Source organism: Flexivirga sp. G2 (genome assembly GCF_055397625.1).
This window is the reverse complement of sequence record NZ_AP039675.1, coordinates 4,474,316-4,495,174: the sequence shown is the minus strand read 5'-3', so window position 1 is coordinate 4,495,174 and position 20,859 is coordinate 4,474,316. Positions and strand designations below refer to the sequence as shown.

The 20,859-nt window shown below is 67.7% G+C and carries 19 protein-coding genes; 9 read left to right on the top strand and 10 right to left on the bottom strand.

What is annotated here, in order from left to right:
* The first annotated feature begins 379 nt into the window (after nt 1-379).
* The 8 genes from rpmH to ACZ50J_RS21690 all read left to right on the top strand — a co-directional run bounded on the left by rpmH (nt 380) and on the right by ACZ50J_RS21690 (nt 6,026).
* On the top strand, nt 380-517 hold the full coding sequence (gene rpmH, locus ACZ50J_RS21725) for a 50S ribosomal protein L34 (protein WP_325549961.1): 138 nt from the start codon (nt 380-382) through the stop codon (nt 515-517).
* Between the two features lie 32 nt (nt 518-549).
* Nucleotides 550-897 carry a ribonuclease P protein component gene (gene rnpA / locus ACZ50J_RS21720; RefSeq protein WP_464299232.1) on the top strand — a complete coding sequence of 116 codons (348 nt, stop codon included), beginning with the start codon at nt 550-552 and terminating at the stop codon, nt 895-897.
* A 4-nt stretch (nt 898-901) separates the two neighbouring features.
* Entirely contained in the window at nt 902-1,180 is a 279-nt protein-coding gene (gene yidD / locus ACZ50J_RS21715) for a membrane protein insertion efficiency factor YidD (protein WP_464299231.1), read from the top strand.
* Between the two features lie 68 nt (nt 1,181-1,248).
* Nucleotides 1,249-2,241, top strand: coding sequence for a membrane protein insertase YidC (gene yidC / locus ACZ50J_RS21710; RefSeq protein WP_464301384.1), 993 nt, complete (start codon nt 1,249-1,251; stop codon nt 2,239-2,241).
* Between the two features lie 100 nt (nt 2,242-2,341).
* Complete coding sequence (locus tag ACZ50J_RS21705; protein WP_464299230.1) at nt 2,342-2,872, top strand: Jag family protein; 531 nt, start codon at nt 2,342-2,344, stop codon at nt 2,870-2,872.
* 10 nt (nt 2,873-2,882) lie between these two features.
* A complete protein-coding gene (rsmG, locus tag ACZ50J_RS21700) occupies nt 2,883-3,656 on the top strand; it encodes a 16S rRNA (guanine(527)-N(7))-methyltransferase RsmG (RefSeq protein ID WP_464299229.1) in 774 nt (257 codons plus the stop codon).
* 43 nt (nt 3,657-3,699) lie between these two features.
* Complete coding sequence (locus ACZ50J_RS21695; RefSeq protein WP_464301383.1) at nt 3,700-4,899, top strand: ParA family protein; 1,200 nt, start codon at nt 3,700-3,702, stop codon at nt 4,897-4,899.
* The gene (locus ACZ50J_RS21690; protein ID WP_464299228.1) at nt 4,896-6,026 is read left to right on the top strand and encodes a ParB/RepB/Spo0J family partition protein; all 1,131 of its coding nucleotides are present in this window, start codon (nt 4,896-4,898) and stop codon (nt 6,024-6,026) included. The genes ACZ50J_RS21695 and ACZ50J_RS21690 overlap by 4 nt, the downstream gene beginning before the upstream one ends.
* A gap of 718 nt (nt 6,027-6,744) precedes the next feature.
* On the opposite strand, the gene trxA is transcribed toward ACZ50J_RS21690, so the two are convergent.
* From trxA to ACZ50J_RS21650, 8 genes are all read right to left on the bottom strand, one after another.
* Nucleotides 6,745-7,074 (bottom strand): thioredoxin, encoded by a 330-nt coding sequence (gene trxA / locus ACZ50J_RS21685; RefSeq protein WP_440282988.1) that lies wholly within the window; start codon nt 7,072-7,074, stop codon nt 6,745-6,747.
* A 59-nt stretch (nt 7,075-7,133) separates the two neighbouring features.
* Entirely contained in the window at nt 7,134-8,111 is a 978-nt protein-coding gene (gene trxB, locus ACZ50J_RS21680) for a thioredoxin-disulfide reductase (protein ID WP_464299227.1), read from the bottom strand.
* A gap of 152 nt (nt 8,112-8,263) precedes the next feature.
* Nucleotides 8,264-8,980: a hypothetical protein gene (locus ACZ50J_RS21675; RefSeq protein ID WP_464299226.1), complete on the bottom strand. Its 717-nt coding sequence runs from the start codon at nt 8,978-8,980 to the stop codon at nt 8,264-8,266.
* A gap of 142 nt (nt 8,981-9,122) precedes the next feature.
* Complete coding sequence (sigM, locus tag ACZ50J_RS21670; RefSeq protein ID WP_464299225.1) at nt 9,123-9,680, bottom strand: RNA polymerase sigma factor SigM; 558 nt, start codon at nt 9,678-9,680, stop codon at nt 9,123-9,125.
* Nucleotides 9,677-11,491 (bottom strand): protein kinase family protein, encoded by a 1,815-nt coding sequence (locus tag ACZ50J_RS21665; protein ID WP_464299224.1) that lies wholly within the window; start codon nt 11,489-11,491, stop codon nt 9,677-9,679. Before ACZ50J_RS21665 ends, sigM begins: the two co-directional genes overlap by 4 nt.
* A gap of 181 nt (nt 11,492-11,672) precedes the next feature.
* Nucleotides 11,673-13,520, bottom strand: coding sequence for a murein biosynthesis integral membrane protein MurJ (gene murJ / locus ACZ50J_RS21660; protein ID WP_464299223.1), 1,848 nt, complete (start codon nt 13,518-13,520; stop codon nt 11,673-11,675).
* Entirely contained in the window at nt 13,513-16,002 is a 2,490-nt protein-coding gene (locus ACZ50J_RS21655; protein WP_464299222.1) for a DUF6049 family protein, read from the bottom strand. The genes murJ and ACZ50J_RS21655 overlap by 8 nt, the downstream gene beginning before the upstream one ends.
* On the bottom strand, nt 15,950-16,435 hold the full coding sequence (locus ACZ50J_RS21650) for an NUDIX hydrolase (protein ID WP_464299221.1): 486 nt from the start codon (nt 16,433-16,435) through the stop codon (nt 15,950-15,952). Before ACZ50J_RS21650 ends, ACZ50J_RS21655 begins: the two co-directional genes overlap by 53 nt.
* 71 nt (nt 16,436-16,506) lie before the next feature.
* Here ACZ50J_RS21650 and ACZ50J_RS21645 point away from each other — a divergent pair, with 71 nt between their 5' ends.
* Nucleotides 16,507-18,042 (top strand): CCA tRNA nucleotidyltransferase, encoded by a 1,536-nt coding sequence (locus ACZ50J_RS21645; protein WP_464299220.1) that lies wholly within the window; start codon nt 16,507-16,509, stop codon nt 18,040-18,042.
* On the opposite strand, the gene ACZ50J_RS21640 is transcribed toward ACZ50J_RS21645, so the two are convergent.
* Nucleotides 18,043-19,950 (bottom strand): 1-deoxy-D-xylulose-5-phosphate synthase, encoded by a 1,908-nt coding sequence (locus tag ACZ50J_RS21640; protein ID WP_464299219.1) that lies wholly within the window; start codon nt 19,948-19,950, stop codon nt 18,043-18,045. It lies immediately after the preceding gene.
* Nucleotides 19,854-20,849, bottom strand: a complete 996-nt coding sequence (gene hpnH, locus ACZ50J_RS21635; RefSeq protein WP_464299218.1) for an adenosyl-hopene transferase HpnH — start codon at nt 20,847-20,849, stop codon at nt 19,854-19,856. The genes ACZ50J_RS21640 and hpnH overlap by 97 nt, the downstream gene beginning before the upstream one ends.
* Between the last annotated feature and the right edge of the window lie 10 nt (nt 20,850-20,859).

The following is a 20,859-nucleotide window of genomic DNA, read 5'->3' as shown; positions in this document are numbered from 1 at the left end:
TGTGGGCAGTGACGACGAGATGACCGCGTGACGCGGGGACCCGATCTGGAAGAGGCCGACGCTAACAACCCGAGCTGGCGTCCGGCAAGCCGAGCGACGAAGATTTTTCGGCGCCGTGCGGCGTGGCGGCTGGCATGCGGTGGATCCACGCTCTTGGATGAGGGGTTCGGTCTTGCGATCCGCGCCATACCGCTCGGTTTGACCCTGTCCACCGGCGGCCCGTATCGTAGCTGCGAGCCTCCTTCGCTCACGCCTGCCTGGACCAGCACGGTTCCTTCCGGCAGCGGTCCGCCTCACGTCGGCGGGCCGAAGCGAAGATTCCCATGACCAACGCACGATCGGGCCCACCGCGGGTCCGCACATTTCGACGGAGACGACAGTGAGCAAGCGCACCTTCCAGCCCAACACCCGCCGCCGCGCCAAGGTGCACGGCTTCCGCCTGCGGATGCGCACGCGTGCGGGCCGCTCGATCCTGTCGGCGCGTCGCGCCAAGGGTCGCAGCAAGATCTCGGCCTGAGGGACCACCGGCCCACCGCCAGTTAGGCGACAGTGCTGCCGACGAACAATCGACTGCGCGACAGTGCGGATTTCTCCGCAGTGTTGCGCAGTCGTCGTTCCGGCCGAGCGGCCGGGCCACGACTGGTCGTGACGGTCGCCGGCTCGTCGGTACCCACACATCGAGTGGGTCTGGTGGTGTCCAAGGCGGTCGGCAACGCCGTGGTCCGCAACCGCACCAAGCGTGTGTTGCGGCACCGGATGGCCGCACTCCTGCCGTCGATGCCCGAGCACACCGATGTGGTGATCCGGGCGACACCGGCGGCGGGCACCGCGGGCGCCGACCAGCTCCGGACGGACCTGGACCGACTGCTCGCGACCGCGATCGAACGGCGTCGGTGACGACATGTCGCTCACTCGGATGCTCGCGCGGCCGTTCGTCTGGTTGGTTCGGTGCTACCAGATCCTGATTTCTCCACTGCTTCCGCCGAGCTGCCGGTTCACCCCGTGCTGTTCGGCATACGCGATCACGGCCCTGAACCGTTTCGGGTTGTTCAAGGGGAGCTGGCTGACCATTCGTCGGCTGGCTCGCTGCCACCCGTGGAACCCTGGCGGCGTTGATCACGTTCCGCCTCTTGTTACCGCAGACGACGCGGGCAATCCTGTGCCTGCGCCGCTCAACTGAAGGACTGCGCCATCTACAACTTCTTCGACACGATCCTCTACCCACTCGAATGGTTCGTCGCATTCGTGATGGTGGGGTTCCACAAGATCTTCACCGCCATCGGTCTGCCGGCCGCGAGCGGCTGGACCTGGGCCCTGTCGATCGCCGGGCTGGTGATCGTGCTGCGCATCCTGCTGATCCCGCTGTTCGTCAAGCAGATCAAGTCGTCCCGCCGGATGCAGCTGATCCAGCCCGAGATCCAGAAGATCCAGAAGAAGTACAAGGGCAAGAAGGACGCCGAGTCTCGTCAGAAGATGACTGAGGAGACGATGGAGCTCTACCGCAAGGCGGGCACCAACCCCTTCTCCTCCTGCATGCCGATGCTGCTGCAGGCACCGTTCTTCTTCGCACTGTTCCGGGTGCTCAACCGGCTGAAGGACATCGGTTCCGGGAAGCACGACCCGATCGGCTGGATGACCCGAGACTTGGCCGCCCAGGCGGAGCAGTCGAAGCTCTTCGGTGCCCAACTGTCGTCGGCGTTCCTGCACCCGGGCGAGTCGCCGGCCGGCGCGGTCCGCACCCTGTGCGTCGTCCTCATCATCATCATGTCGGTCACGGTGTTCACCACTCAGCACCAGCTGATGCGCAAGAACATGCCGGCCTCGGCGCTCGACAACCCGATGGCCAAGCAGCAGAAGTACATCATGTACATCATGCCGGTGTTCTTCGCCATCTCCGGCGTGAACTTCCCGATCGGTGTCCTGCTCTACTGGGTGACCACCAACCTGTGGACCATGGGGCAGCAGTTCTACACGATCCGCCGGATGCCGGCCCCCGGCTCTGCTGCCGAGAAGGCTCTCGAGGAGCGCCGCGCCGCCAAGGGCAAGCCGATCACCAAACTCAGCATCCCGGGCCTGCACAAGGGCGACGACGAGGAGTCCACGGACCCGTCGGTCGAGCTCGCCAAGTCCAAGACCCCGCCCGGCACGCCCGGCCTCGTCACGGCCGATGGCGGCACCGCGGGCAAGGCAGGCGGCCAGCGGGTGCAGCCCAAGCGCACCAACAAGAAGCGCAAGCGCTGACCACCACTGCTCGTATTCGGCGGCAGCTCGCCGCCTGAACGGCCGCTGTGCTGCGGCCGGCCCACCTGATCTTTGTGTTGACAAGCACCGGGAGTGAAGAATGACTGACGTGACCACCCACGACGAGGCATCCGCGCACGAGGCCGAGCCGCGGAAGACGATCGATCTGGACCGCGAAGGCGAGATCGCCGCCGATTTCCTCGAGACACTGCTGGACATCGCCGACCTGGACGGCGATATCGACGTGGACGTCGACGGCGACCGGGCATCGGTTTCAATCGTCGACTCCGAGGAGGGCCGCGTGCCGCGCCGCCTCGTCGGACAGAACGGCAAGGTGCTGGATGCTCTGCAGGAGCTGACCCGCCTGGCCGTGCAGGCCGAGACCGGCAACCGCAGCCGGCTGATGCTCGACGTCGCCGGTTTCCGGGCGGATCGTCGCGCTGAGCTCGTGAAGATCGCCGAGGACGCGGTGGCGTCCGTGAAGGCCGATGGTGAGCGGGTCGCGCTGGACCCGATGTCCGCCTTCGAGCGCAAGGTCGTGCACGACGCGGTCCTCGCCGGCGGCCTGCGCTCCGAGTCGGAGGGCGCCGAGCCGCGACGCTTCGTGGTGGTTCTGCCCGCCGCCGACTGAGGCGTTCCACGTGAAACACGATCCCTCGGAGCCCGGCACGGACGGTTTGGAGACTGCTGATGTCCCCGCTGCCCCTGCCCAGGCGGAGGAGATCTTCGGGGACCGACTGCCGGTCGCCCAGCAGTATGCCGAGCTGCTCGCCGGTTCAGGTGTGATCCGTGGCCTGATCGGCCCACGCGAGGCACCGCGCCTGTGGGAGCGCCACATCCTGAACTGTGCCGTCATCACTGAGTTGATCGATCCGGACAGCACAGTCGTGGACGTCGGCAGTGGCGCCGGCCTCCCCGGTCTGGTCATCGCCATACGTCGTCCCGACGTCAAGGTCACGCTGATCGAACCGTTGTTGCGCCGGGTGCGCTGGCTCGATGAGGTGGTCGATGAGCTGGGCCTCGACAATGTGACGGTCGCGCGCGGACGAGCCGAGACGCTTTGGGACGACGTCGCACCTGCCGATGTCGTGACGTCCCGTGCGGTTTCCGCGCTGGAGAACCTCGCCGTATGGTCGGTGCCGTTGGTTCGACCGGGCGGCTGGTGGTTGCCGATGAAGGGCGCCTCGGTCGCCGATGAGATCGAGGCCAGTCGGGAGTTGCTCACGTCCGTGGGTGTGACGGACATCGACGTCCTCGAATGCGGTGCCGGCGTCCTGGATGAGCCTACGATCGTTGCGCGGCTGGCAATCGGCACGCCTCGACGGCTCAGTAAGAATGGTGCCAAGAAGAAGGCCAAGAAATCCGGACCTCGACAGTCCGTGCAGGCCCGCGGTCACAATCGTCCGCGACGGTGATCATGCGGTCGGTGTGCGACCGACCGTCCGACCACAATCACGAATGGAAGAGGCGAACGTGAGCACAACGTCGCTGCCCACCGGGTGGCAAGGATCGGCAGTCGGGGCGTCCACCGGCGAGCCGGTCGGCTGGCGCAACGCGGCATTGTGCGCGCCGACTGTCGTGGTGGGCGCATTGAATCCGATTCCGCCCTCGGCGCTGCCGGATGCGAGCCCACGGCAGGTGGCGGTGTCGGCAGACGGTGCTGCAACCGATGATGCCGAGTCTACGGGCTCGTCTCCCGCGGCCGGGACGCCGGTTTCCCGTGAAACATCGCCGTCCGACCAGGCCGACCGCGTGCCTCTGGTCGATGAGACTCCTGTCTCCTCGCCCTTGGCCGATCAACTCGTCGAGCAGGCACGGCGCCGTGCGAAGTTGGCTGAGGGATCCGTGGTCCCGCCGGCACAGCCCCGAATCCTGACGATCTCCAATCAGAAGGGTGGTGTCGGGAAGACCACCACGACGGTCAACGTCGCTGCTGCACTGGCAACGTTCGGTCTCAAGGTGCTGGTCATCGACATCGACCCGCAGGGCAATGCCAGCACTGCGCTCGGCATACCGCATCACGAGGACGTCCCCAGCGTCTACGACGTCGTGGTTGAGGACGGCGACCTCGGCAGCGTGCTGCAGGAATGTCCCGACATCGACGGGCTCTGGTGTGCGCCCGCCACCATCGATCTGGCCGGTGCGGAACTCGAGCTCGTCTCGTTGGTTGCACGTGAATCACGGCTCAAGCGCGCGATCGACCACTACCAGGAGAACCCCGGGGACGCCGGGCGCTTTGATTTCATCCTGATCGATTGCCCGCCGAGCCTCGGTCTGCTCACCGTCAACGCCTTCGTGGCTGCTGAAGAGGTGTTCATCCCGATCCAGTGCGAGTACTACGCGCTGGAAGGTCTGAGTCAGCTGCTCAAGAACATCGAGTTGATCCGGGCGCACCTGAATCCACGACTGCATGTCTCCACCATCCTGTTGACGATGTATGACGCCCGGACTCGTCTGTCGGCACAGGTGGCCGACGAGGTCCGGTCACACTTCACCGACCAGGTGCTGAAGGCATCCATTCCGCGATCGGTGCGCATCTCCGAGGCCCCGAGCCACGGCCAGACCGTGCTGACCTACGACCCGTCGAGCAGCGGCGCGCTCTCCTATTCCGAGGCCGCGAAAGAGCTGGCCGCCCAAGGCACTAAGATCGACCAGTGAGCGAAAAACGACGCGGACTCGGGCGCGGCCTGGGCGCACTGATCCCGACTGCACCGGCCCAGACCCCCGGAAGTCCGCGACCGTCCGACGTCTTCTTCCCCGGAAATTCGGCGACCACCGTCACTCGCGACGCAGAGGACACCGAACGTTTCACGGGAAACACTGGTCCTGACACCAGCGCCGCCGGATCAGATGCCACCAAGGCCGGATCGCCGCAGAACGCGGGGAACGCGGCAGAGAAGACGGAGCCGGCCGAGCCCGTTGCAGCACGTGAGTCGGACGACGCCGAGGAACTGCAGGAAGTTCCCGGTGCCACCTTCGCGGAACTGCCGGTCGACCAGATTCGCCCGAACCCGCGTCAGCCACGCAGTGTCTTCGACGAGGACGAGCTCGCCGAACTGGTCCACAGCGTCCGGGAGATCGGCGTTTTGCAGCCGATCGTCGTGCGACGCCTGTCGGCGGCGGACGCTGCTGACGCGGGAGTCGCCTACGAACTCATCATGGGTGAACGTCGACTGCGCGCCAGCAAGGGTGCGGAGAAGGAGACCATCCCCGCGATCATCCGCAGCACGGACGACGACGACATGTTGCGCGACGCGTTGCTGGAGAACCTGCACCGCGCACAACTGAACCCGCTCGAAGAGGCTGCTGCCTACGGCCAGTTGCTCGACGACTTCAAGTGCACCCACGAAGAACTAGCCGGACGGATCGGACGGTCCCGCCCGCAGATCAGCAACACGTTGCGTCTGTTGAAACTGCCCGCTCTGGTGCAGCGTCGCGTCGCCGCCGGCGTGCTCTCGGCCGGCCACGCACGCGCCCTGCTCGGCCTGGCGGATGCCGCGGCCATGGAACGGCTGGCGCAGCGGATCGTTGCCGAGGGCCTGTCGGTTCGCAGCACCGAGGAGATCGTCGCGCTCGGCGGTGACAAGGACAAGGCGGTGCGTCGCTCACCGCGCGCCGGTCAGCACCACCCGCAGCTGGACTCGCTCGCCTCGAGCCTGTCCGACCAGCTCGACACACGCGTCAAGATCTCGCTCGGCAAGAGCCGCGGGAAGCTGACCGTCGAGTTCGCCAGCGTCGAGGACCTGAATCGCATCATGGATCAGCTGGGCGTCCAACGCTCCTGAGCCCGGGCTGGCTGAGTAGGGCGAAGTACGAGCCCGTATCGAAACCTGTTGTGAATCAACGTGTTTCACGTGGATCAGTGCCCTGCCTCGGTCGCGTTGGTGAGTGGCGGCTACGCCGCCGCCCCGGTCTCACTCCGCTTCGTTCCGCTAACGCTCCACTACGCTGCATAGGCCCGGGTCGACGACGCACCCGCCACTCCGGATCGTCGCCTGATCACTGCTTCTGTTGACAGCATCTGTTGCTTGCTCGTCGTTCGGACGATGGGGTCTCCACGTGGCCCCGCACCCGATCTGGGCAGGAGAGTTGGCTTGTGGGTGGGCGAAGCGTTCTTGTGGTCACCCAGATGCCCTCGTCAGGTATTCGTGAGGCGACGTCGGCACTTAGGTGCGGACAAGAGGCCCTGACCCCACCGGAATCGGGAGCGGTCAGACCCCGTGCTCCGATCGGATCCGGCCGACCGAGCGACAGGGCAAGTCGCCGAATATGTCTGCGGGCCAACGGGTTTCGGCGACCGAAGAGGGTTGCTGGGTGCGTCGTGGCGCCGGGCCTATGCAGTGGAACGGAGCGCTAGCGGAGAGCAACGGAGTGAGACCGGCGACGCGGCGTAGCCAGCACCCCCAACCCAGCCCGACGAGAACTCGAGCAGAGGCCAAGGGCACAAGAAAAGCGGCGCCCCCCAACAGAATTGGGGGACGCCGCCGGTGAAGCGGTGGGCGCTCAGCCGATGAAGGGCTCGAGCTCCTTGACGAGCTTCGGCTTGGGCATGACGCCGACGATGCTCTTGACGACCTCGCCGTTCTGGTAGACGTTCAGGGTCGGGATGCCGGTGATGCCGTACTTCGCGGAGGTCGCCGGGTTGTCGTCGGTGTTGAGCTTCACCACGGTCAACTTGTCAGCGTTGGCCTCGGCGATCTCGTCGATGATCGGAGCGATCATCTTGCACGGTCCGCACCAGGGTGCCCAGAAGTCGACGAGCACCGGCTTGTCGCTCTTGAGAACGTCGGCCTCGAAGGTGGCGTCGGAGGTGTCCTTGGTGTTCGCACCCATGTCGGATGTTCCTTTCATTGTGTGGATGTATGCCGAAAGGCGTTGGTAGGGAAGGGAATTCAGACTGTTGCGGTCTGGGCTGCAGCTTCGGCGGGAGCGCCGGCCTCGGCGTGAGCGGCGAGGAAACGCTCGGCGTCGAGGGCTGCCGCGCAACCGGTGCCGGCAGCGGTGATGGCCTGCCGGTAGGTGTGGTCGACGAGATCGCCACAGGCGAACACGCCGGGCAGGTTGGTCGCAGTGGTGCCTTCGCCGACCAGCACGTAACCCTCGTCGTCAGTGTTCACTTGACCCACGACAAGCTCGTTGCGCGGCAGGTGACCGATGGCGACGAACACCGCGGAGGTGTCGACCTGACGGGTCTCGCCGGACTCGGTGTCGGTGAGGGTGACCGAGCTGACCTTGGGGTCGCCCTGAATGCCGGTGACCTGGCTGTTCCAGGCGAAGTCGATCTTCTCGTTCGCGAATGCCCGGTCGGCCATGATCTTCGAGGCGCGCAGTTCGTCGCGGCGGTGGACGAGGGTGACCTTCTTGGCGAACCGGGTCAGGAACGTCGCCTCCTCAATGGCGGAGTCGCCGCCACCGACGACCATGATGTCCTGGTCGCGGAAGAACGCGCCGTCACAGGTCGCGCACCAGGAGACGCCGTGGCCGGACAGCCGCTTCTCGTCCTCCAGGCCCAACTCCCGGTATGCCGAGCCCATCGCAAGGATGACCGCATGCGCCTCATGCACATTGCCCTCACCGTCGGTGACCCGCTTGATCGGGCCGGTCAGGTCGACCGCGGTGACGTCGTCACGGACCAGGTCGGCACCGAACCGCTCGGCCTGCTCACGCATCTGCATCATCAGCTCGGGACCCAGGATGCCGTCGGCGAAACCGGGGTAGTTCTCGACCTCCGTGGTGTTCATCAGCGCACCGCCCGCGGTGACCGAGCCCTCGAACACCAGAGGGTGCAGGTTGGCACGGGCGGCATACACGGCAGCGGTGTAGCCGGCCGGGCCGGAACCGATGATGATCAGGTTGCGAGGCTCGCTCACGGGTGGTCCTTCGAGGTCGACTGAGGGCCCGGCTCACGGCGGGCTCGTAGAGCACAACAGATCGTATGCGGCGAATGTTCCACACCCACGCAGAGGTGTGAGTCGCCGGACGCGGCGCGGCAGCACAGCCGCGCCGCGGACCCGATCTGCGCCTAGACCGAGCGCGGTGCGGCGTAGGGCGCAGTGCCCTTGCTGCACGTCGACGACACGGCGAACGCGGTCTGCGTGCTGCCCTTGGACACCACGACGACGAGAGCGGGCTTGCCGTCATACGTGGCCAGGTCGACCTTGATGTGCGACGGGTTGTCCAGCAGCGAGCCGCCGATCGAGCGCACGCATTCGACGATGGACCGCGGGTTGGTCATCGAGCCGAACTTGGCCACGGTCGCCGGGTCCGGCAGCTGGGTGCTGTCGTCGGACGCCATACTCGCCGCCTGCGTGTTGAAGGCGGCGCCGGAGTACTGGGTGCCCGTGCTCGCGACCTGCACCCGGCTGGCGAGTTCGTCGGTGCTGGCCGAATGATGCGGCGCGCTCGACGGGTTCGCGGTGACGGGAGCGTTGTTGCTCAACTCGTTGACGCCGACCACGGCGACCGTGGCGACGACTGCAGCGGCGGCCACACCACCGACGGCCTGCATCCAGCGCCGCCCACTGCGGTTGCCCGCGGGGCGGCCGGTGCGCGCCAAGGGCGTCACGTTGCTGCGATCGTCGCCGGCGCGACCGGCGTGCTCCTGCGCCAGTGCAGCGGTGATCCGGTCGGTCACGTCCTGCGGCATCGGCCCGGGGTCGGGCAATGAGCGCAGCAGGTCACGCATCCCGGTCGGGTCGTTCTCGAAGTCGTTCTCGAGGTCATCGGGAGGTGTCGTCACGGCTTCCTCCAATCGGGTTCAGTAGCTGAGACGACGAATGCCAGGTGGTGGTTCCGTCTTGCGGCGGAGCAGTTCGGTGAAGGGGACACCAACATCAGTCGAGGGTCCGACGAACACCGGGGCCCATCGGTTCCATCCGACATCAGGATCCGCCGACGTAACCGTCCCCGTGCTTGTCACGGAGCAACTCGGCAAGTGCCGAGCGACCGCGCGCACACCGGGACTTGATGGTGCCTTCGGCCACACCGAGCACCTCGGCGGCCTCGGCGACGGGGAGGCCCTGCATGTCGACGAGAGTCAGCGCGAGCCGCTGCCCCTCGGGGATCTTGCCCAGCGCCTCCTGCACGTCCAGCCGTATGACGGTGCTGCCGTGCACGTCGTGCCGGTCGGCCAGGTCGTACTCCGGCAGCTCGGAGGTCGGCTTGATCCGGCGCAGCCGGTCGAGACAGGCGTTGACGATGATGCGGTGCAACCAGGTCGTGACCTGCGCGTCGCCACGGAAGGAGTCCGCGCGCCGGAACGCCGAGATGAACCCGTCCTGCACGGCATCCGCGGCGATCTCCGGGTCGCGGGTGGTGCGGAGGGCGACGGCCCACATGCGGTCCTTGTGCCGTTTGAAGAGCTCGCCGAAGGCGTGCGGGTCTCCCGCGCAGTGTGCCGCGAGCAACTCGCGGTCACTGGTCTCCGCCAGGTCCGTCACGAATACACCTTGACGTCGTTGATGCGTTCCTGGAACGTGCCGTTGTCCTGCTTGCTGAGCTGGGTCACCCAGATGGTGATGTACTGCGCCTGTGCGTTCAGGTGCGCGGTCTGCGCCCCCGACCCGGTGAGCGTCGTCTCCGGCTGGCGCGTGCTCACCGGCTCGATGGAGTCGCTGACGAAGAACTTGATCGTCGACGGCCCACCCGATGTGGTGATCTTCACGTTCTTCACGGACTTCACGCTACCGAGGTTGAGCAGGATTCCGGTGCCTTGGCCACCACCGCGACCGTCTGCGCTGTTGTATTCGTAGGTGTTCCAGTAGGTGCTCGGGTCGCCGTCGGTCGCATTCTTGGACAGGCCGGGGTTTTCGCCGCCGTTGACGCCGTATGACGTGGTCCGGTCGATCGTCAGCGGCTTCGCGGTCGCCTTGGGCTTGCTGGACTTGGGTGCGTTCGAGCTGGATTTCGACCCAGTTGCGGACGAGGACGCGCCGGAGGACGCTGCGTCGCCGGGGCTGGACGATCCGCCGATGCCGTGCAGCCCGATGGCCGCGAAGATGACGGCGACGATCACCAGCAGGGCGACCAGCAGCAGGGCCAGCCGGCTGCTCTGGTGATCGGGTTCGTAGGAGTGCCCGCCGAGTCCCGGGACCGGAGGCTCGAGATCGGTGAACGACGGGTCGTAGTCGTCCTCCTCCTCAGGTGCGATGGTCGTCCGCTCGCGCGCCTGCAACAGCGCCGACTGGGAGATCTGCGCGGTCTCGTCGGAGCCGTCGACCTCGGTCGCGCCGGCCGCCGCGGTCCCGACCTTGGGCAGCGCGGCCTTGATCGGCGCTGCGCCGGCAGTGGTGCGTCCCGACGCGTCGGTCTCGTCGTTGTCCAGGTCGCTGTCCAGTTCGCCATCACCGAACTCCGCAGCACCGCGGTCCCCTCCGGGAACGGCCTGCAAGGTCGCGGCGGACTTGCCGCCGGCGCCGGTGGTGCGCCGGGTGGAGGTCGTCACTCGTTCGGACGACCACGGCGCCAACTGCCGGGCCAGCTCACCCGGGGTGCGGGGACCCTCGTCCGCGCCCAGCGTGGTCCGGCAGAGCGTGTCGAGGTCGCCGGGCACACCCGGCACCAGCTCGCTCGGTGCCGGGAGTTCGCCGTCGGCCCGACGCGTCACGTCCTGCAGGCCGGGGACCGATTCCTCGCCGGGCCAGCGGCGGGTCAGCCCGGCATACACGATCTGGACGAGGGCGACGGTGTCCGCGCGGGACGCCTCCTCCGAGGACAGGTCGTCCGCGCCGGCGAGGGCCGCGTCGGTCGGCAGGCCGAGCACGGACACGGCGCCGTCCGGTGACGACACGATGTCGTGCGGGGTGAGTCGGAGATGGTGCAGGCCGCGGGCCGAGGCGGCGCCCAGGCCGCTGGCGGCCTCGCCGACCATCCGGCGTACCTCTTCGGCCGGCAGCGGGTCGAACTGCAATGCGGCGGCGATGGATTCGGCCCCGTGCAGGGCCTCGGTGATGACGTATGCCGTGCCGTTCTCCCGACCGACGTCGAGCACTCGCGGCAGGTGCCGGTCCTCGACGCCGGCCGCACGGCGGGCACTGTCGAGAGCGGCCTCGGCGTGATCGAAGTCCGCCGGGAAGACGGTCGCGGTCACCTCGCGCCCGAGCGTGGCGTCGGTCGCGATCCACAGTTCCTGGCGGGCGGAAGCCGACTCCGACGTCCGTCCCTCGGCCGCACCATGGTCCGTCCGACCCGCCAGTTTGCGGGTCAGCGTGTAGCGCTGTGCCAGAACGGTGTTCTCGCCGATGGCTCGCACGTGGACCTGGCTCCCTGTTCGCGGTACGGACACCGCCCGGGTGCGGCGCCGATGGGGACGTGTGCCACCTCTGGCGAGCACACATCGGCCACATACTAGGAGGCTTCCGGTGGAGTCCTGTGAGGGACACGCTCCGCAGCACCTGATCGGCCGTCGCCGGCGGGCCTCGCGCCGGGCCGGCTCAGCGGCCGATCAGCCGCCGTGCACCACCGAGTCTGCTCTGTATGGCGTCGACGAGTTCCTCGACCTCCTTGACGTGCAGGCGACGCGAGATGACGACATACAGGGAACAGAACACGACGGCGGTCACGAGCAGGATGGCGAAGTTCGTGACTCGTGAGTCGGTGCCGATCAGTTCGCTGAGCAGGAAGCGCACCAGGAACGACGCACCCACGGCCAGTGCCGACGCAACGACCAGGCGAGCCCAGGTCTGAGCGACGGTGATCATCCGCAATTGCGGCAGGCGTTTGTCGCGGAGCCAGCGGTAGCCGAGCGTGGCCTCGACGAAGTAGGCGATCGAGCCGGCGAGGCTGACACCGAAGCCGACCCAGGCGTCCGGCAGGACCAGACACGGCAACGCGAGGACGGCGGTGATGATCGTGCACCACACCTGCATCATGAACGGCGTGCGTGCGTCCTCGTAGGCGAAGAAGGCGCGCTGCACCACGACGCACACCGTGAACGGCACCAACCCGATCAGCAGCGCGATCGTCTGTCGCTCCACGGCGGTCGCGATGCCCGGGTAGAAGAAGCCGGTGAGGGGGCCGGCGAGCACCAGCATGCCGATGGTCGACGGAATGGTCGCCACGGACGACAGCCGGAGCGAGAGCTCGGAGTCCTCGGTGACCGCTCGGGTTCGGCCTTCGTGTGCCGCCCTCGACATACGCGTGAACAGCACCGTGATCAGGCTGAGCGTGACCAGCGAGTGCGGCAGCATGAAGAAGAGGAAGGCGTTCGTCTGGGCGAGCTTGGCCGACGGCACCGCGGTGAGGATGTTGCTGTTGACCAGGTACAGGCCGATCTGCTGCACGATCACCGCGGCGAACGCCCACCCGGCGACTGTCGAGGTGCTGCGCAGCCCCACGCCGCGGAACGAGAAGTTCGGTCGCCACGTGTAACCGGACCGGCGCAGCGGGATCACGAGCACCAGTGCTTGCGCGACGATGCCCAGTGTGGTGGAGCCGCCGAGCACCAGGATCATCGACATCGTCCAGTCGGACGGGTCGGTGATCGGGTGGTCCGGATACTGCATGAGCAGCCAGGCGATGCCGGCGATCGCGAAGATGTTCGCCAGCACCGGCGACCACATCGGGGCACCGAATCTGCTGCGGGCGTTCAACACTTCGCCGAACAGGGTGTAGAGGCCGTAGAAGAACAGTTGCGGGATGCACAGCAAGGTGAAAGCGATGCCGAGCTTCCAGGTGTCGCCGGTCGCGCTGAGGAAGCCGAGCTTGAAGATCAACGGCGACGCGACCATGAAGACGACGGTGGCGCCGAGCAGGATCGACATGGCCAAAGTGATCACCCGGTCGGTGTAGGCCTGGCCACCGTCCTCGTGCTTGAGCGCCCGGGTGATCTGTGGGACCAGAACGGCATTGATCACGCCGCCGGCCAGCAGCAGGTAGATCTGGTTCGGGAGTGTGTTGGCGCTGTCCCAGACGTTTCCGGCGACACCGATGACCAGCGAGGCCAGCAGGATGGTCCGCAGGAAACCCAGCGCCCGCGACACCAGCGTGCCGACCGCCATGACGGCGCTGGCCCGGCCGATGCCACCTCCGGCGGCGGGTGCCTCCGTGGGCACGGCGACGTCCGGTAGTGCGTCGGGGTCCTCGCCGCGGGCGATGGCGTCCTTGCGGGCCGCGATGACATCGGGGTCCGGCAGTGGCAGATAGCCGGAGTCCTCGCCTATCCACGCGGCATACATCGAACCCAGGCTGCCCTGGTTGTCCGGCGAGTTCTGCTGGGAACGGGAACGCAGGTCGGACTCGGCGTACAGCTGGCCCAGGCTGGGTCGGCTCTCGTCAGTCATCGGTGTCGGTGCCCTCGTCCTCGGTGCGTGTCGTGCGGTCTTCGGTATGCCGGGCCGGCTTCTGTCCGGCGTCGACGATCGCATCGTTCGGCGTCGGGCTGTCGGCCGCCGCCGGTGCGGACGCGGTCCGCGGGCCACGTCGTACGGCGCGCCACAGGCCGATCACCAGGATCAGTCCGGCGAGCACGCCCAGCACCCACATGATCCACCCCGACGTCGGGTGAACGTTGATCTTCACCTGCGACGGCGCGTCCGCGTCGGTCAGCGGGGTGCCGTCGGGAGCGCGCAGCACGGCGTCCAGCGGCACGGTGCCGGAGCCGACCGCCTCGATGTGGAAGTTGGTCGTGGCGCGGGAACCGGCGTCGATGTCGACCTTCTTGACCGGCTCGGTGACCCGGATGAGGTAGTTGTGACGTTGTACGTCCAGCTGCACGTTGTGCACCGGCCGGTTCAGCTCGTTGGAGACGGTGATGCTGATGTCGCCGGAGTCGGCGAAGAAGTTGATCGTCGAGGACCGGACGGTCAGCTTGTGCAGCATCGCGCTGACTGCGACGTTGTTGCGGTCGGCGACCGCGGCGAGCTTGGCCGAGACACCACGCCAGCGGGTCGAGCCGATGATGTCCAGCGCCCGCTTCCGATCCGGTATGACGTCATCGCCGTCCACCAGCACGCTCTGCAGGGCGCTGAGGCGTTGGCGGGATGAGGCCAGGTCGTCCAGCTCGGCCTTGGTGATCGCACCGTTCGGGAATTTCGGGGTGGTCGCTGTTGCCTTGCTCGGGGTCTTCAGCAGCGACGCCTTCGGTGCGGAGCGCAGCGCCGTCGCGGTCCGGGTGCCGGAGCGCAGGTGGACCCAGTCGGCCGTGTCCAGTGCGTCGAGCTGCGCCGCCAGCTGAGTCGGGTTGGCACCACCGGTTCGCGGAGCGACGAGCGCGACGGACCGGGGTGTCCCGGGTGACTGCTGGTAGAGCGCGAGCGACTGTGTCAGCAGGCGGCTGGTCTGGGTGCCCGGGGAGGTGGACGACGTGCTGAAGGCCTTGGACAGGCCCTCGTCATACGTGAGAACACCGGAGGTGCCCGCAACGCGGTGCGTCGCGGTCAGGGTCGTCGGCTCGCTGATGGCGCGGCCCGGGAGGAGCGCCATGGTCGGGCTCTTGCTGCGGGCGGCCAGGTCCTTGCTGAAGGACGTGACGGCTGCGCCGGCCAGGTCGCCGGTCGGCCAGATCACGCGGGTGTCGCCCAGTGCCTTGACGCTGTCGGGCAGGGTGCGCGCGAAGTCGCGGGTGGCCAACTCCTTGCCCGGCGCGCCCTGCCGCTGCAGCGACGTCAGGTCGGGGTCGTCGGCCGGCAGCCACCACACCGACTGGGAGGGGTCCAGTGCGGTCAACCGCGTGGTGAGATCGGCAACCGCCGCGTCGATGCGTCCCTCCGGTGTGGTGGGCGAGGTGCTCGACTCCGAGGACGAACTCGAGGACGAACTCGGCGACTGGTCGGTGGCGCCGCCGGTCGTGTCACCCGTGCCCTGACCGGAGTCGGTGCCGGAGCTGCCGTCGGTCGGGTCCGTCGATGAGGTGCTGGTCGGGTCGGGGGTGCCACCGGAGCCCCCGGAGGACGTACCGCCGTTCGACCCGGCGGAGCCGCTCGCGCTCGACGACTTCGCCGAGGATCCCGGTGAGGATCCCGACGACGACTCGCTCGGAGTGAGGGCCGGCACGTTCGCTTCGGCTGCGGCCGGCGGCTCGAGTAGCGCCGGGTCGACGGCGAAGATCACCGGCTTGCCGGCGAACGCGTCCAGCGTCTTCTGCACCTGCGAGTCCGGCCCGATCGCGTGCTCCCACGCGGCAGCTCGAGCGGTCCCGCTCGGACCGAAGAGATCGGGGTCCGCCGGCAGCGTGAGCGGTATGACGACCGAGACCTGCAGGGGTGAGGCGACCGTGGTGTTCTGCAACTGGAGGGTGCTGCGCGCCATACCTCGTATGGCGGAGGCGCTGGACGACGATCCGTCCGTGACCGTGACGGTCAGCGGTAGCGACGCCAGGCCGTAGGCGAACTTCAGCTTCTTGCCGGGGATGGTCACCGAGAAGTGGGTGCTGCTGCCGGAGCTGAGCGCGCCGACGGTGCTCGTGGCCACCTGGGTCGTCGTGATGTCGAGTCGGCCGGCCATCCAGTCGGCGGCAGCGGAGCGGGTGTCGAGCAGTTGGCTGCCGACCGAGACGTGCGCGACGGCGTGCGCGAGGTCGGTTGTGCCGGTGTTGGTGATGGTGCCGGAGACGGTGACGGCCTCATCGGACGCCGAGACGGCCGGGAGGTTGGCATCCAGGCTGATCCGGGCGGACGAGGCGGTGGCGGCGCTCGCGTGAGGGGTGCCGAGGGTGGAGCTCAGCGAGAAGAACGCGAGTAGCAGCCCGAGCAGTGCTGCGCCGACAGCCTGGTTATGCCGAAGGAGCCAGGTGTTGCCAGGCGGTCTGGACGATGCGTCGCTCATTGGGGAAGGTCAGTTTCCGCTGCACACGGTCCAGGCGGAACCAGCGCGCGTCGACGGCCTCGTGATCGGGGTCGCCGTCGATGCTGATCTCGCCACCGAGTGCCTCCAACATGTAGTGATGGACCCGCTTGTGAATGCGTAGTTGCGGGGTGCTGAACCAATAATCGATCGTGCCCAGGGTCACCAGGGCACGTCCGATGATGCCTGTTTCCTCCTGGACTTCGCGAACTGCGGTCTCGACCAGTGTTTCGCCCGGCTCGACATGCCCCTTGGGCAGGCACCACTCGAGCCGGCCGGCCCGGTTGTGCCGGGCGATGAGCGCGATCCACGCGAAACCGCCCGCCACGTCGATGATGACGCCACCTGCCGAGGTCTCCTCCACAGCAGGCAGCCGCCGCACGTGGCGGTCGGTGCGTGGTGGATGGAGCGTCATTTTGACACTCTAAACCGAGCCCGCCGCGACACCCAGCCGTTCGAGTCATTCGGCTCACCTACCCTGTGGTGGTGCCGACGCCCCCACGACCCGAAGATTCCCCGTCCCACGACGGGCTGCAGCGCCGCGCCGTCGCACAGTTGGCGCCGGTTCTGCCGCTGCTCCAGGAGCTCGGCGCCCTGTTCGCCGCTGCCGGTCATGAGCTCGCCCTCGTCGGTGGTCCGGTGCGTGATGCGTTCCTCGGCCGCACCTCGGCCGACCTGGACCTGACGACCGACGCGCGCCCGGAGCAGATCGAGGCGTTGCTGAAGCCGTGGGGAGACACGACCTGGGACATCGGGCGGGACTTCGGCACGATCGGCGCTCGCAAGGGTGACGCGATCGTCGAGGTGACGACCTACCGTGCGGACGCCTACGACCGGCAGACCCGCAAGCCGATCGTCAGTTTCGGTGACTCGCTGACCGAGGATCTGGTCCGACGCGACTTCACCGTCAACGCCATGGCGCTGCGGTTGCCCGAGCTCGAGTTCGTCGACCCGTATGACGGGATGGTCGCGCTCGCCTCCCGGACGCTGATGACTCCGTCCGCCCCGGACATCTCGTTCGGGGACGACCCGCTGCGGATGATGCGAGCTGCGCGGTTCGCCGCACAGTTGGGCTTCACGGTGGATCCGCGAGCGGTGGCGGCGATGACCGAGCTCGCGGGATCGATCGAGATGATCTCGGCGGAGCGGGTCCACGACGAGCTGGTCAAGCTGATGCTCGCGCCCGACCCGCGGGCCGGGCTGACCCTGCTGGTCGACACCGGCATCGCCGACCACGTGCTGCCCGAGCTGCCCGCGCTGCGGCTGGAGGTCGACGAGCACCACCGACACAAGGACGTCTACGAGCACTCGCTGATCGTGCTCGAGCAGGCGATGGCGTTGGAGGGCGAGCGGGTGGTGCCCGGGCTGGAGTCGCCGGAGTTGGTGCCCGGGCCGGACCTGGTGCTGCGCCTCGCCGCGCTGTTGCACGACATCGGCAAGCCGGCCACCCGTCGTTTCGAGAAGCGCGGCGGCGTCTCGTTCCATCACCACGAGATGGTCGGCGCCAAGCTGGTGCGTAAGCGCCTGCGGGCCCTGCGGTTCGACAAGGACACCATCAAGCAGGTGGCCCGGCTGACCGAGCTGCACCTGCGGTTCCATGGGTATGGCGGACCCGGCGTGCCGACGACCCGCACCGCCGACGACATCGACTCGCCCTGGACCGACTCGGCCGTGCGGCGCTACATCACCGATGCCGGGCCGTTGCTGTCCCGACTGCACCTGCTGACCCGGTCGGACTGCACCACCCGCAATCGCCGTAAGGCGGCAGCACTCTCGGCGGCATACGACAGCTTGGAGGTGCGGATCGCGGCGCTGCGAGAGCAGGAGGAACTCGACGCGGTGCGTCCCGAGCTGGACGGCAATCAGATCGCCGAAGCCCTTGGCATCACACCGGGTCCGGTGCTGGGCCGCGCCTACAAGCACCTGTTGGCGTTCCGGCTCGACCACGGCCCGGTCGGCGCGGATGCCGCGCGCGAGGAACTGTTGCGCTGGTGGGCCGAGCAGGAGCAGGCAGCAGACTGATCAGCTGCCGACGAGGGTGGAGGCGGGCTGTTTCGCCCCGCGGCGCCACCGGGCCGCGAGCACTTCGTCCACCACATGGTCGGCGTCCAGACCGTAGTCGGACAGCAGCGTCGCCCGGTCACCGACCGGCACGAACTCCACCGGCAGACCCAGCGGTATGACGCGGGTCGACAGCCCCGCGCGGTGCACGGCCATCGATAGCGCCGCACCGAGCCCACCGCCGATCGCGTTGTCCTCCAACGTGATCACGACCCGGTGCTCGGCGACGAGGGCCATCAGCTCGGGTGCGACGGGGTGGATCCACCGCGGGTCCGCGACCGTCGCGGACACGCCCATGCCGGCGAGCCGGTCCGCCGCCTCGACCGCCACGGTCGCCAACGCTCCGGTCGGCACCAGCAGCACCTGCGCGTCCGTGCGATGCGGGGTGAGCAGGTCGACCGAACCGACGCGACTGTGCACGCAGACAGGTGCGGGCGCGCTGCCCTTCGGGTAGCGCAGCACGGTCGGACCGTCCTCGTGCGCCAGCGCCTCACGCAACAACTCCCGCAGGCGGATGGCGTCCCGCGGTGCCGCGATGCGGATTCCGGGCACGCCGCGCAGCAACGACACGTCCCAGATGCCGTGGTGCGACGGACCGTCCGGTCCGGTGATCCCGGACCGGTCCAGCACGAAAGTGACTGGTAGTCGATGCAATCCGACATCCATCAGCACCTGATCGAAGGCCCGTCCGAGGAAGGTCGAGTAGATCGCGACGACAGGGTGCAGTCCCGCGGTGGCGAGGCCGGCCGCGCAGGTGACCGCGTGTTGCTCGGCGATCCCGACGTCGACGATCCGGTGCGGGAAGCGCTCGCCGAACGGACCGAGCCCGGTCGGCAGGCGCATCGCCGCGGTGAGTGCCACGACGTCCGAGCGCTCCTCGCCGACTGATGCCAGCTCGTTCGCGAAAACCGTTGTCCACGCTTCCGTTCGGGGCTGCGGGTGGGTTGTCGCGGTGACCGCCGTCGGCGGCCTCGACGGGCTGACACTGTGCATCCGGTCGGCGTCGTCCTGCTCCGCAGGCAAATAGCCGTTGCCCTTGCGCGTCACGACGTGCACGACGACCGGACCGGTGCGCTCCCGCGCAGTGTGGAGGGCGCGATGCAGGGCCTTGAGGTCGTGTCCGTCGACCGGTCCCAGATAGCCGAAACCCAGTGCTTCCAACAGGTTCGAGTCGGCCGTTCCGGCGCGCAGCTCGGCCAGATGGTGGCAGAGCGCACCGACCGTCGGATCGTAGGAGCGCCCGTTGTCGTTCAGCACGATCACCACCGGACGATCGCTGGCGCCGAGGTTGTTGAGTGCCTCCCACGCCATACCCCCGGTCAGTGCGCCGTCGCCGATGACCGCCACCACCCGCCGGCCGCGGCCGGTGAGCTCGAATCCGCGGGACAGCCCGTCGGCATACGACAGTGCCGTGGAGGCGTGCGAGTTCTCGACGATGTCACAGTCGCTCTCGCTGCGGCACGGGTAGCCGGAAAGTCCTCCAGCAGAACGCAATTGGCCAAGCTGGTCGTCACGTCCGGTGAGCATCTTGTGGACGTAGCTCTGATGACCGGTGTCCCAGATGATCGCGTCGTGCGGTGCGTCGAAGGTCCGATGCAGGGCGATCGTCAGCTCGACGACGCCGAGGTTGGGGCCGAGGTGACCACCGGTGCGGGTGACCACCTCGATCAACCGCCGCCGGATCTGCGCAGCCAACTCAGGGAGCGCCGAGTCCGGCAGCACCTTGAGGTCACCGGGGGAGGTGACGTGCCGCAGCAGGTCCGGCGCGGCCATCACGCCACCGCCGCCCGGATCGTCTCGCGCAACGAGTTGGTCGTGGCGATCACCGCGGTGGGCTCGTAGCCGCAGTGCGCCATACAGTTCGCGCACCGCTCGTCCTTACCGCGTCCGAAGGCATCCCAGTCGGTGTCCTCGATCAGCTCCTGATAGGTGGACACATAGCCGTCGTCGAGCAGGTAGCAGGGTCGCTGCCAGCCCTTGAGGCTGTATGACGGGATCGCCCACGGCGTGCACTCGTAGTCGACCTTGCCCTCGAGGAAGTCGAGGAACAGCGGGGAGTGGTTGAGCCGCCACTTCTTGCGCCGTCCCTCACCGAACGCCTTCGAGAAGAGCGCTCGCGTCTCCTCGACGCCGAGAAAGCCCTCTTGGTCCGGCGCCTTCCAATAGGCGTAGCCCGGCGCGATCTGCATGTTGTCGACCTTGATCTCGTCGTTCAGATAGTCGAGCACGTCGATCACGTCTTGCGGCGAATCACTGTTGAACACAGTGGTGTTCGTCATCACCCGGAAGCCGCGGGACTGCACCAGCTTGATCGCGTCGATGGCCGCCTCGAAGCCGCCCTCGTGGCTGACCGACGCGTCGTGGCGGTCCTTCATGCCGTCGACGTGGACCATCCAGGCGAAGTCACGGTGCGGGGTGAACTTGTCGATGTGCTTGGCCATCAGCAGCGCGTTGGTGCACAGGAAGACGATCTTCTTGCGGTCCAGCAATTCCTGGACGATCTCGTGGATCTGCGGGTGCATGAGCGGCTCACCGCCGGCGATGGAGACCATCGGCGCACCGCATTCCTCGATGGCGGCGACGGCCTGTTCGACCGGCATGCGTTGCTTGAGCATCGCGGCCGGCTCCTGGATCTTGCCGCACCCGACGCACTTGAGGTTGCAGGCGAAGAGCGGCTCCAGTTCGACCAGCAGCGGGTACTTGTCGCGGTGCGCGAGCTTCTGCCTCATCAGGTACTGGCCGAGGCGGACGGATTGGCGAAAAGGCATGTGCGGCATG